The organism is Bovifimicola ammoniilytica (genome assembly GCF_025567085.1).
GTDB lineage: Bacteria > Bacillota > Clostridia > Lachnospirales > Lachnospiraceae > Bovifimicola > Bovifimicola ammoniilytica.
In genome coordinates, this window is sequence record NZ_JAOQJN010000002.1 from 335,771 (window position 1) to 349,058 (window position 13,288).

9 protein-coding genes are annotated in these 13,288 nt (G+C 31.8%); 7 read left to right on the forward strand and 2 right to left on the reverse strand.

What is annotated here, in order from left to right; all coding sequences use genetic code 11:
• Positions 1–9: 9 nt before the first annotated feature.
• Genes OCV48_RS03395 through OCV48_RS03405 form a run of 3 tightly spaced genes read left to right on the forward strand, consistent with a single transcriptional unit; the run spans position 10 to position 4,490 of the window.
• Entirely contained in the window at positions 10–1,818 is a 1,809-nt protein-coding gene (locus OCV48_RS03395) for a hypothetical protein (RefSeq protein WP_147591149.1), read from the forward strand.
• Positions 1,819–1,847: 29 nt separating this feature from the next.
• Positions 1,848–3,647: an Asp23/Gls24 family envelope stress response protein gene (locus OCV48_RS03400; protein ID WP_147591150.1), complete on the forward strand. Its 1,800-nt coding sequence runs from the start codon at positions 1,848–1,850 to the stop codon at positions 3,645–3,647.
• A 39-nt stretch (positions 3,648–3,686) separates the two neighbouring features.
• On the forward strand, positions 3,687–4,490 hold the full coding sequence (locus OCV48_RS03405) for a glucose PTS transporter subunit IIA (protein ID WP_021982485.1): 804 nt from the start codon (positions 3,687–3,689) through the stop codon (positions 4,488–4,490).
• 187 nt (positions 4,491–4,677) lie between these two features.
• Here OCV48_RS03405 and OCV48_RS03410 read toward each other — a convergent pair whose 3' ends face one another.
• A complete protein-coding gene (locus OCV48_RS03410) occupies positions 4,678–7,134 on the reverse strand; it encodes a transglycosylase domain-containing protein (RefSeq protein WP_147591151.1) in 2,457 nt (818 codons plus the stop codon).
• A gap of 367 nt (positions 7,135–7,501) precedes the next feature.
• On the opposite strand from OCV48_RS03410, the gene OCV48_RS03415 reads away from it, so the two are divergent.
• Positions 7,502–8,137: a YigZ family protein gene (locus OCV48_RS03415; protein ID WP_262558812.1), complete on the forward strand. Its 636-nt coding sequence runs from the start codon at positions 7,502–7,504 to the stop codon at positions 8,135–8,137.
• A 70-nt stretch (positions 8,138–8,207) separates the two neighbouring features.
• Here OCV48_RS03415 and typA read toward each other — a convergent pair whose 3' ends face one another.
• Positions 8,208–10,046, reverse strand: coding sequence for a translational GTPase TypA (gene typA / locus OCV48_RS03420; RefSeq protein ID WP_021982482.1), 1,839 nt, complete (start codon positions 10,044–10,046; stop codon positions 8,208–8,210).
• A 523-nt stretch (positions 10,047–10,569) separates the two neighbouring features.
• Here typA and OCV48_RS03425 point away from each other — a divergent pair.
• From OCV48_RS03425 to OCV48_RS03435, 3 genes are all read left to right on the forward strand, one after another.
• Entirely contained in the window at positions 10,570–11,214 is a 645-nt protein-coding gene (locus OCV48_RS03425) for a response regulator (protein ID WP_147591152.1), read from the forward strand.
• A 160-nt stretch (positions 11,215–11,374) separates the two neighbouring features.
• Positions 11,375–12,583, forward strand: a complete 1,209-nt coding sequence (locus OCV48_RS03430) for an NADP-dependent isocitrate dehydrogenase (protein WP_021982480.1) — start codon at positions 11,375–11,377, stop codon at positions 12,581–12,583.
• 3 nt (positions 12,584–12,586) lie between these two features.
• Entirely contained in the window at positions 12,587–13,168 is a 582-nt protein-coding gene (locus OCV48_RS03435) for a DUF1653 domain-containing protein (protein ID WP_147591153.1), read from the forward strand.
• Positions 13,169–13,288 lie beyond the last annotated feature (120 nt).

Sequence of the window (13,288 nt, forward strand, 5' to 3'; positions counted from 1 at the left end):
AGGAATAAAATGAGTAATGAAGAAATGAAAAGTAAGCTAGACGGATTTAAAAAGACCTATTCTGATTTCATGATGGGCAATATTGATGATGAAGAGTTAGCTAAAGATACAACTCAGCCATTCTGGCAGAGTATGTATCTTAGTAAAAAAAGATTAGAAAGTAATGACATAGAGGAAGATATAAAAGTAACTTCTGAAACAACTATAGGGATTGATAATATTTCAACTGATTTAACAGACAGATGTATTGTTGGAATATACAGAGAGCCGGTTATTGAAGAGAAAATTTTAAGAAGAAATGGCAGAAAAATATATAATTACAAAGGTAAAAAGGTATGTATAGGAAGTGTAATTAAACCAAAGCAGGAGGGAAATATGGTAGCTTGTCCTAACTGTGGTAATATGGGCGAAATATCAAGTTACATAAATGGTTGTGATTATTGCAATTCAAGGTTTCAGGTAGAAGATTTAGAAGAAAAAATTTCCTCATATATGATTACAGAAGATAATAAAGAAAAAGTAAAGACTATCGGAAAAAGATTCTTCATAGGATCATTTGCAACCGGTGCGGTATTAGCGGCTGCATTTGTATTCTCGATTTTTGCAATGATAATACAGACAATGATTAATCCTGACAGAGTCAGTTTTGTTTTTGGCCTTATGTTTGTAGTGCCGATGTTGGTGTTACCTGTATTTATACCATTATTTATAGTTGTTCTTATTGTACTAGGAATAATTATTCTACGTGCGGCATTTGCACAACAATCTGAGAGAATAGAAGTTAATTCAGGATATTATGCTGTAAAAAGTGTTAAAGGAATAAACAGAGAAAAATTTATTCAGAATCTTGAATATAAGTTGAGAAATATTCATTTTGCAGAAAATTCAGAAGAAATAAGTGCATTTGTAAGCTTTATACCTGATAAATTAGTAGAAAGCTATAAAGATGTCATAGAATGTAGTCTTTATAAGGCAACATTTGAACATATATCAGAAGTTGATGGCAGATATATTATGAATTTTAGCTGCATTATGTTAGTGTCAAGACTCAAGAATGGCAGAGTTAAAGAAGAAAGCGAGAAAGTTACTTTAGAACTTAGTAAGAAAACGGATGTGCCTGAACAGAATTTTGAGACACTCAGGTTATATACTTGTCCCAGCTGTGGCTCAAGTATTAATATGTTAAATGGTGGCAGATGTGACTACTGTGGCAAAAAGTTAGATTATGAGAATTATGACTGGATTATTGATAAATATTATTCTAATATTAATGAAAAACATATAAGAGAAGTAAAAGCCACAGATGACGTAGCAGTAGGCAGGAGAAAATATAAAGATCCATTTAAGAAAATTAAAATTGAAATGATAGCAGGATTTATTGCCGCTGTAATTATTGGCTTAGGAGCAGTATTTCTGGTTAATAAAAGTACAATAATGTTTTTGCTCAATGAAGATAAATACATTCAGATATTAGAAGATAAATATGATGAATTACCTGCATTATCAGATATTTATCCGGATATTGAACTAAAGGATGAAAAGTATGATGACTTCGAAAGGACATATACATATTCTAATACAGATACATATATGAGTGATGAATATTTAGATAAATTATTAAATGAATATGGATATAAAAAAGATACCAATGAAGGAAATATGAAATCAGTTGTAAAATTATATGAACTTGATAAATATGTCAAGGCATATATAACAGTTACAGTTGAACAGAAAAATGATGAAACAATTGTTAAATTTGTAGCTGATGAAAAAAGAGATTATGAAGACAGTAAAAGGGATGATGATTCCGACGATTGATAAATAGTAAAGAAGGAATGGAGAATAATATGAGTGACAACGAAATGTTAGGTAAAATTGAAGATTTTACGAAAACTTATTCTGACTTTATGTCAGGAAAGATTGATGATGAGCAGTTAGCTAAGGATACAACACAACCTTTTTGGCAGAGTATGTATTTGAGCAAAAAGCGTCTCAACAATAAAGGTTTAGATGTTGATATACGATTTAGCGAAGAAAAAGGTAACAGAATTAACACAATTTCGGTAGTTAATGATGGTAAAAATATTATAGGTACATATAAAGATAATATAATTGAAGAGAAATCATTTAAGAAAGACGGAAGAACTATATATGACCACAAAGGAAAAAAGATGTGGATTGGTAATGTCATAAAGGCAAGAGGTGAAAATAATATGGTTGCCTGCCCTAATTGTGGTAATATGGGTGATATTTCAAGTTACATAAATGGTTGTGATTACTGTAATTCCAGATTTCAGGTAGAAGATTTCGAAGAAAAGGTCTCTTCATTTGTAGTAAGTGATGACGAAAAAAGAAAAGTACAAAATATAAGTACAAGATGCTCATTAGGTGCGATTATTGCAGGAATTGTAATGATTATAGCTATGGTCGTTTCATTTATTGTTGTAATAATTAATCAGGTTAATTATAAACCGGGTAATTATAATACGAATGCAACTATAATATTTGCTTCGCTTATTACGGGATTTCCAATATTTATCAAGGTATTTATAGGACTTATAATAGTATTTGTATTGATAGCTGTTGTAGTAAACAAAATCAGGAAGAATGAAGTTATAGAGAAGAATGAAGTATATTACAGACTTAAGAATATCAATGGTTTTGTACCTGAAAAATTCATACAGAATTTAGAATATAAGCTAAGAAATATTCATTTTGCTGAGAATGTAGAAGAAGTAAGTGCATTTGCAAGCGTTCCTGTAGATAAAATAATTGAAAAATATCAGGATATTATAGAATGTAGCTTATATAAGGTTAAATTTGAAGACTATAAATCTGTTCAAGGTAAAGATATAATTAAATTAAGCTGTATTATGCAGATATCTAAGATGATAAATAATAAAATACATGAAGAAGGCGAGAAAATTGTCATATATCTCAGTAAAAAATCTGATATCACAGAAAAAGATTTTGGTGCTATCAGATTAATCTCATGTGGAAATTGTGGTTCGAGTATCAATATCTTAAATGGTGGTGTATGTGAATATTGTAGTACACGACTGAATTATGCAGATTATGACTGGATAATTGACAGATATTATTCAAATACAGAAGATAATACGTTATCAGAAATTGAAGAGCATACTGAGGTATATATAGGTAATAAGAAATATATTGATCCATTCAAAAAACTTCGCCTACAGATGATATCAGCTTACTTAATATGTATAATATTTGTAGTTGGCTTTACATTTATAAGGAACAGGGAGGGATTAATACTTATGGCAAATAGTGATAAATATCTCAACCAGGTAGCAGGTGATATTACTGATTTACCTAAGATAACAGATATAGTGTCTGATTTAGAATTAGCTAAAGAGAAAGAGGAAATCTTAGGCAGAACATATACATATAAATATGATGGAGATACTGAATCTGCACTATCGTATGCCTTAAATTATAGTAGTTATATGGTTGAAAATTATGGTTATACGCTTAGATATAACAATAATGATGAAATCAGAGTCAGCAAGAAATATAGATATGACAAATATCTTGATGGTTATATGTGGATATCGATTAAAGTTGATGGAAACAAAGTAATAGTTAAATATGTCTTAGAAGATGAAAACAGTTATGATGAATAAATTTATAGATATGAAATATATAAAACAGAGGTGATATTTATGGCGGGTCTGTATGACGATTTGGCAGAAATAATAGTTAGAAATGTTGGAGGAAGAGATAATATCATAAGCATAACACATTGTATTACAAGACTAAGATTTGAATTAAAAGATGAGTCAAAAGCCAATACAGATGTTCTAAAATCTACATATGGGATAGTAACCGTCATAAAATCGGGTAGTCAATACCAGATAGTTATAGGTAAGGATGTGATTTCGGTATATGATGCTGTATGTAAAGCTTCGGATATGAAAGGTAAGCTGAAAAATATTACAGAAGCAAATATTACAGAAGTTAAATCTTCTGCTGATGCTACTGAAAAGTTGTTTAGTAATGCTTTAGAAAAAGCTGTAATAGAGACATTAGTTGCACCTTGCGACGGAGTAGTTAAAGACATTACAGAAGCAGAGGATGAAGTGTTTTCATCGGAAATATTAGGAACAGGGATTGTAATTGTTCCTGATGATGGCAAGATTTATGCACCGTGTGATGGAATAATTACATCATTTTTTTCAACAGGACACGCAATAGGTATACATAGTATAGAAGGTTCAGAGATATTAATACATATAGGTGCAGACACTGTTAAATTAGATGGTAAGGGTTTTGAAAAAAAGAAATCACAAGGAGAAAAAGTTAGCAAAGGTGAAATATTGTTAGAATTCGACATAGAAATGCTAGAAAATGAGGGATATTCAATAAGTACACCTATGATAATAACTAATAGCGATGAATATACAGATGTAATTATAGAAAAGTTTGGAAAGGTTAATAAGGGAGAAGAGATACTGATACTCATATAAATAAAGTAAAAAGAAAGAATTTCAAGATTATAGTTAATTTTGAAATTCTTTCTTTTATTATTATATATGAAACTGCACCGTAATAGCCTTTGAAGAGAAAGGCATTTATTCACTTTAGATAAAGGAATATGAAAGTGTATATCATATACAAACAATTGGCTGAATAGTATAAGTATAATATACAAAATTAATTGCCGGTTGAAGAGGCATTGCTATTCGCATTACCAGTAGCCGGATTAACGTTATTAGTACCACCATTCTCTGAAGCTGCAGCAGTGCTTGGTATCTGTCTCGAATGAATATTACACTGGTCTTTTGGAATAGAACCTTTTGAAAAATATTCTGTAGTAGAAGGACACACACCCTCAATTGCTAATTGGCCTGATGACTTACATATTGTAGCAGATTGAACTGATTCAGGAGCTGGGAAACCGATATCTTCTTTATAACCTTTAACATCATCAATTCGTGTTACAATTTTACTCCACATGTCTTCGTGGAATACACCGTTTGTTAATGGTGCATTTTCATCATAACCTGCCCAGATAGTAGCTGTCAGGTATGGAGTATATCCTGCGAACCATAAGTCGTTATCTTTACTTGAGGTACCTGTTTTGCCGGCAACCGACATTCCATCAACCTTACAATGTGTACCTGTACCACTTTTAACTACATCTTCCATAGCACTTGTAAGAAGCCATGCTGTAGAATCTTTAATTACTGTATGTGTAGATGGGTTAGACTCTAAGATAACTTTGCCATTATGGTCTAAAACTTTTGTATATAATACTGGTTCTGTATATACACCACCATTTGCAATAGTTGCATATGCTGCACATAATTCTAAGTTAGTGACACCATATGTTATACCACCTAGTGCAAGAGACTGGTTAACGTCACTTACGACACTTCCGTCATCTAATGTTTTATTAGAAATTAAAGTGGTAATACCAAAGTCTTCAACATAATCAAAACCTAGTTGAGGAGTTATAGCAGTTAATAGCTTAACAGTAACAACGTTCATGGAATCTCTGATACCCTCACGAAGAGTAGAAGTTCCTCTGTAAGAAGAACCCCACCAGTTACTTACCGGACGACCATTAACATCATTAAATGGCTCATCGACAATAGTAGAAGCAAGAGTATATCCAGCAGTATCTAGCGCAGGCGCGTATGATGTAAGTACCTTAAAACATGAGCCAGGCTGTCTCTTTGTACTTGTTGCTCTGTTAAGAGTAAGGCTTCGTGTTTTTTCGCCACGTCCACCAACAATGGCTTTAACATAACCTGTTTTTTGATCCATAACTGTAAATGATGTCTGAGGCTGAATTGTATATTCAAGATTTTCATCGATTTCAGTTTCACCCTCTTTTAAATACTCCTGTTTAAATGCAGCTATAAGGGCATCGCATTCTTCAGTAGACTTAAATATCAGTTTAAATGATGAATTCCCAAGAAGTACCCTGTTATAGTAATCTAAATCAACCTCGGAATAATTCTGGATTGTGCCATCAGTTTTCTTAACTGACCATGCCCAGCTTATTGAATACGAAATAGACATTGGATAATTAGCAGAGTTATTAATTTCTTCATCACAGATATTCTGAATAGCTGTATCTTGTGTGGTATATATACTTAAACCGCCACTGTATAATACATTATATGCCTGAGTCTGCGTATATCCTTTCTGTTCCATAAGATCATTTAATATCTCATCTATTAATTCATCTACGAAATATGAATAAGGAGAAGAGGTAGATGTCTCTAAGTTGATTGACTGTATTCTTGAATATACGTCATCAGCCATCGCTTCATCATATTCACTTTGTGTAATATGTCCATTTTTCTTCATATTATCAAGAACTTTTTTGCGACGTTTTGCATTATCTTCAGGATGAGTTACAGGATTATATATTGATGGGTTCTGTGTTATTGCAGCTATAACAGCACTTTCTGAAATGTTTAATTCAGAAGCATTTTTATTAAAATATCGTTTAGCTGCGGACTGAACACCAAGACAGTTAGAACCTAAGTTAATTGTATTAAGATAACTTTGAAGAATATAAGCTTTAGTTGTCGTCTTTTCTAATTCAAGTGCTAAATATTGTTCCTGGAACTTACGTTTGAAAAGGGCAGCATTAGTAGATTCACGACCACCATCTTCAAAAACATTATTCTTTAGAAGCTGCTGTGTAATTGTACTTGCACCTTCTGAAAGCCTTCCGGTTGTAAGTGCCATAAAGCCGGCACGGATAATACCTTTTACATCGATACCATTATGTTGTAGAAAACGTTCATCTTCGATATCAATAAATGCATATTGCAGACATTTAGGAATATCATCAATACTGACCTCCTGTCTGTTAGAACCGGATTTAAGGAGTGTGGTTGTAATATTTCCATCACTATCGTAAACAGTGGTAGAGTATCCTGTAGGTGTAACATTCAATGTTGACACATCAGGTGCATTGTCAATGATACCTTTAATCATTCCTAATCCTGTGAAACCTACTACAACTATAATGAGTACAATTGCATATAATACAAATTTTAAAGCTGTTATTAATATTGAAGTTACACGTTTATTCTTCTTAGAAGCCAGATTACGGCGTTTGTCAGCAACTTCTTTATATCCAAAATTCATTAAAAAACCTCTTTTCTAGAAATGTTAAAAACCATTATGATTATACCAAAATTTAGGTATTTAATAAAGTTAAATATTTATTACATAAGTTATATTTATTATATAAGTAAGTTAAGTTCTGTTTATAACATAAATATGTCATATTTACAGGAAACTGAAAGTTGTGTTATATGTTACATAGTATTATTAAACATTTATATAAGATTTAATCAAATTTATTGAAAAAAAATAATATATAAGTTATATTAAGCTAATGATATGTCTTAAACTATATCAGAATGTAAAAAAAGATGATGTGAATTGACAATCATCAAAATAATTATTTAAAAAATATGAGAAAAAATATAAGACAGATGAGGTAAAAACTTTGGAAAGAATCATTATAAAAGATGGAACAGGAGAAATAGTCGAGAAGAAATCAAGGTTTATTGCAAATGTTAAAGCTGTTAAAAGTGAGGAAGAAGCAATAGCATTTATAAATGAAATTAAGAAGAAATATTGGGATGCAAGACATAATTGTATGGCATATGTAGTTGACGGCATACAGAGATTCAGTGATGATGGGGAACCGTCAGGAACAGCGGGAAAACCCATATTAGATGTAATTACGGGAAGAGAACTTACTAATGCAGTTATTGTGGTTACCAGATACTTTGGAGGTGTATTATTAGGAACCGGAGGATTAGTACGAGCTTATCAGAAAGCAAGTATAGAAGCACTTGAAGATGCTGTGATAGCAGAAAAGAAACAGGGAAAGGAATTTAGTATCATAACAGATTATACGGGACTTGGTAAGATTCAATATATTGCAGCAAATGAGAAAGTTAATATTATGGACACACTGTATACGGATAATGTAAATATAATTATTGTGTGTGACAGTGAGAAATATGAAGCATTTACGAAAAAAGTAATTGAAGTAACGGCAGGAAAAGTGAATATAACAAAAGCAGAGGATGTAGTATTCTATGAAACAAAAACTTGCATACAGATTGTTGATTAACGTCTGTATGCAAGTTTTTCTATTTTATAGGATTTTATATATCGATAAAATTTTATATATGACAAATTAATTAAGAGTTTTTCTTATTAAATGCAGCACGTTTTCTAAGAGTAGGATCAAGGATTTTCTTTCGGATTCTTAAACTCTTAGGTGTAACTTCAAGTAATTCGTCAGTATCAATGAATTCAAGGCACTGCTCAAGACTTAAATCTCTCTTTGGTGAGAGTTTAAGGGCATCATCTGAACCTGAAGCACGGGTATTAGTAAGCTGCTTTCTCTTACATACGTTAACTTCGACATCATCAGTTTTACCATTTTGACCAACAACCATACCTGAGTACACTTTTTCACCAGGACCAATGAAGAGTGTACCACGCTCCTGGGCATTATATAATCCGTAAGTTATAGCTTCACCGGCTTCAAATGCTATTAATGAACCCTGTTTTCTATATTGGATATCACCTTTATAAGGACCATATCCGTTAAATATTGTATTAATGATACCATTACCTTTAGTATCTGTCATAAATTCTCCACGATATCCGATTAAGCCTCTGGCAGGAATAGAGAACTCAAGTCTTGTATACCCGCCATTAGCAGTAGACATAGAAAGAAGTTCACCTTTACGTTCACTTAACTTCTGGATAATTGAACCTGAGAATTCCTCAGGAACATCAATGTAAGCTAATTCCATTGGTTCAAGTCTTTTACCATTTTCATCTGTCTTATATAGAACTTCGGCTTTACTCACAGAGAATTCATAACCTTCACGTCTCATATTCTCAATAAGAACTGATAAATGCAATTCTCCACGTCCCGATACTTTGTAGCTTTCAGTTGTATCTGTTTCTTCAACTCTAAGACTTACGTCTGTATTAAGCTCACGGAACAATCTGTCTCTTAAATGTCTTGATGTTACATATTTACCTTCAAGACCTGCAAGTGGACTGTCATTAACGTTAAATTGCATAGAAATAGTAGGTTCTGATATCTTCTGGAAAGGTATAGCTACAGGATTCTCAGGTGAACATATTGTATCTCCAATATGAATATCTGCAATACCGGAAATTGCTACGATAGAACCAACAGCAGCTTCTGTAACCTCAACTTTGTTAAGACCTTCGAATTCATATAATTTACTGATTTTAACACGTTTTCTATAATCAGGATCATGATGGTTAACAATAACAACATCCTGATTAACTTTTAATTTACCATTATCAACCTTACCGACACCGATACGCCCAACATACTCATTATAGTCTATAGTACTTATAAGAACCTGTGTATCAGCATCAGGATCTCCCTCTGGAGCAGGAATGTAATTAATAATTGTCTCAAATAATGGATCCATATTCTTTGGAGAATCGTCTAATTCAAGTATGGTATAACCTGATTTAGCAGACGCATATACGAATGGGCAGTCAAGCTGTTCATCAGAAGCATCAAGTTCAATAAATAATTCAAGAACTTCATCAATAACTTCAGCAGGACGCGCTTCAGGTCTGTCAATTTTATTTATACATACAATAACAGGCAAGTTAAGTTCTAATGCTTTTTTAAGAACGAATTTTGTCTGAGGCATAGCACCTTCAAAAGCATCAACAACTAAAACAACACCATTAACCATTTTAAGTACACGCTCAACCTCACCGCCGAAGTCTGCATGTCCTGGAGTATCAATAATATTAATTTTAATACCTTTATAATTAACAGCTGTATTTTTTGAAAGAATAGTAATACCACGTTCTCTTTCAATATCATTTGAGTCCATGACTCTTTCGGCTACTTCCTGATTTTCACGGAAAGTACCGCTTTGTTTTAATAACTGGTCAACTAATGTTGTTTTACCGTGGTCAACATGGGCTATAATTGCGATATTTCTGACATCTTCTCTTTTTATTTTCATAAAAAATTGTCATTCCTTTCTTAGTTTTCTCCATAATCAGTTGTATGTAAAATTAGTGCTGCAAAATATATATTTTACAATAACCTGCTTTATCATACTTTGTAAGTATATGGAAAATAGGATAAAATTTACACGTTAAAACGCATATCTTAACAAGTTTAACACAATATTAAAAAATTTCAAGAAAAATAGAGAAAAAACGTCAATTTGCCATATATGGCGGATATAAATATATTATTCTGTACATTTTTACTATATTATATGGAAATAATATTTTTAAAGATTGCACTGACGAGGTCTGGTAAATAATATATCTCTAAGGTAAAATGTTTAATAGTAATCGTTCATAAATAAAATAATATAAAATCTTCTTAAAATGTCAGTTTATGTCGAACGAAAATGTCGTAAATTAATAAAAAAACATAGAAAAATGTAATTGACCCAGTTATAATATATAAATATAGTTTTGTGGTTTTTATATATGTGTTTATGAATACATTAAAAATTAAATGGAGGCATCGATGTGTGTAATGTAGAAAAAAATGAATTCTTCGAATTTACAAACAGTACTATAAGTTCTTTGAAATTTATGAATAAACTCGTTGAGAAAATAGAAAAACACAGTGATAAAGATATCGAGAGCGTTCAATGTATAGAATCATTGAGAGATAATATAGATATTTTGAAGAAACAGATAGAAGAAATAAAAGAGAGATTTATATTGCTTCATATGAATATGCATATGTCAAATTTTAAATTATTTACGGAAGCATTTACAATGAAAGAGACGAAAGTCCTGATAGTAGATGATAATGAAATAAATAATTATGTTTTAGAGCAGATGTTAAAAAGATTTGATATTGATGTAGATATAGCTAAGAGTGGTGAAGAGGCAATTGATAAATTTATGGTAAATGAATATGACCTTGTCTTTATGGATTATTTACTGCCGCCAGGAATTGATGGTATTGAAACTGTAAGAAGAATAAGAAATTTAAACGAAAGAGGAAAGAAGCAGTTTATTATTGGACTTACCGCTAACACTATGGAAGAATTCCAAAAAGGTCTGAATGAGAATAATGTAGAGCTAATTTTATTAAAACCAATTAAATTCCAGCAGATGGCAGTAATTCTGCAGAAAGAATTACCTGATAAGGTTATAAGATAAAGGATAAAATTATAAAATCACTATGTAAAATATTCTGAAAATATGTTAAATGAGAAAATACTGTAAGTTAAGTTGAATAAGAATTATGGCTTAAAAACTTTACAGATGGAAATCATTAAAGTATAATACGATTATTAATTTATAAATTGGAGGTACAACGATGTCTAAAATTAAGATGACAACACCATTAGTTGAGATGGACGGGGACGAAATGACAAGAATCCTCTGGAAAATGATTAAAGAGGAGTTACTTAGCCCTTTTATTGAATTAAATACAGAGTACTATGACCTTGGACTTGAACACAGAAATGAAACAGATGACAAGGTTACAGTTGAATCAGCAGAAGCAACAAAGAAATATGGTGTAGCTGTTAAATGTGCTACAATTACACCAAATGCAGCAAGAATGGACGAATATAATCTTAAAGAAATGTGGAAGAGTCCAAACGGAACAATCAGAGCAATTCTTGACGGAACTGTATTCAGAGCACCAATTATAGTAAAAGGTATTGAGCCATGCGTTAAGAACTGGAAGAAGCCTATTACAATTGCAAGACATGCTTATGGTGATGTATATAAGGCAACAGAGATGAAAGTACCTGGTGCTGGTAAAGCTGAATTAGTATTTACTGATGAAAATGGTAATGAGACAAGAGAATTAATACATAATTTCAAAGGTGCAGGCGTTATTCAGGGACAGCATAACTTAAATGATTCTATTGAAAGTTTTGCAAGAAGCTGTTTCACATATGCACTTGCAACTAAACAGGACTTATGGTTTGCTACAAAGGATACAATTTCTAAGAAATATGACCATACATTTAAGGATATTTTCAATGAAATATTTGAAGCAGAATATGCTGACAAATTTAATGAAGCAGGAATTACATATTTCTATACATTAATAGATGATGCGGTAGCAAGAGTAATGAAGTCTGAGGGTGGTTACATCTGGGCATGTAAGAATTATGATGGTGATGTTATGAGTGATATGGTATCATCAGCATTTGGTTCACTTGCAATGATGACTTCGGTTTTAGTATCTCCTGATGGATATTATGAATATGAAGCTGCACATGGTACAGTACAGAGACATTATTACAAACATCTTAAAGGCGAAGAGACATCTACAAACTCAGTAGCAACTATATTTGCATGGACAGGTGCTCTTAGAAAACGTGGCGAATTAGATGGCAATAAAGAGTTAATGGAATTCGCTGATAAGCTTGAGAAGGCTTGTATTAAGACTATTGAAGATGGAAAGATGACTAAGGACTTAGCTCTTATAACTACAATAGAGAATCCAACAGTTCTTAACAGCGAGAACTTCATTAAGGCAATTCGTGAAACTTTAGAAGGAATGTGTTAATAGATGAAAGAAGCAGAAAGGGTTATATATCCGGGACAGATATATAGGCATTTCAAAGGGAATTTATATCAGATAGTTACAGTTGCCATTCATTCAGAAAGTGGTGAGAAACTGGTAATATACCAGAAATTATATGGAGATTATGCAGTTCATGCAAGACCATATGATATGTTCCTTAGTGAAGTGGACAGACAGAAATATCCGGATATTAAACAGAAATATCGTTTTGAATTAGTTGATAATGAGATAAAATCTAATCAGAATGTAGATGCCGGCATAAAAGAAAGTATTAATCTTACAGACGATATAATTATAAATGATACTTTGAATACTGATAATATAGAGTCTGTTGATTCAGAAGAAAGTGCAGATAAGAGACTTATTAAATTCTTAGATGCAGATACTTTTGAAGAGAAAAGAAGAGTGCTTATAAATATTAAAGATGGCATTACAGACAGACTGATAGACGATATGGCAGCAGCGATTGATGTTACAGTTGATGAGGGTGATATCGATACAAGATTTATGAGCCTTTTAAACTGTATTAATACAAGAGCGAAATACGAAGTAAACAGATTAAGATAAGGTTTAATATTTATCATTTTTATGCAATGGCAATATAATATTATTGTAATGTCAATATTTATGTTGCTATTGCGTAAACATAAAGCTTATGGAGTAAATACAAATGTCTAAAGAGCAAAA

Coding starts and splice junctions, on each gene's coding strand:
- OCV48_RS03395 (WP_147591149.1), top strand. CDS start 10: ATGAGTAATGAAGAAATGAAAAGTAAGCTAGACGGATTTAAAAAGACC.
- OCV48_RS03400 (WP_147591150.1), top strand. CDS start 1,848: ATGAGTGACAACGAAATGTTAGGTAAAATTGAAGATTTTACGAAAACT.
- OCV48_RS03405 (WP_021982485.1), top strand. CDS start 3,687: ATGGCGGGTCTGTATGACGATTTGGCAGAAATAATAGTTAGAAATGTT.
- OCV48_RS03410 (WP_147591151.1), bottom strand. CDS start 7,134: ATGAATTTTGGATATAAAGAAGTTGCTGACAAACGCCGTAATCTGGCT.
- typA (WP_021982482.1), bottom strand. CDS start 10,046: ATGAAAATAAAAAGAGAAGATGTCAGAAATATCGCAATTATAGCCCAT.
- OCV48_RS03430 (WP_021982480.1), top strand. CDS start 11,375: ATGTCTAAAATTAAGATGACAACACCATTAGTTGAGATGGACGGGGAC.
- OCV48_RS03435 (WP_147591153.1), top strand. CDS start 12,587: ATGAAAGAAGCAGAAAGGGTTATATATCCGGGACAGATATATAGGCAT.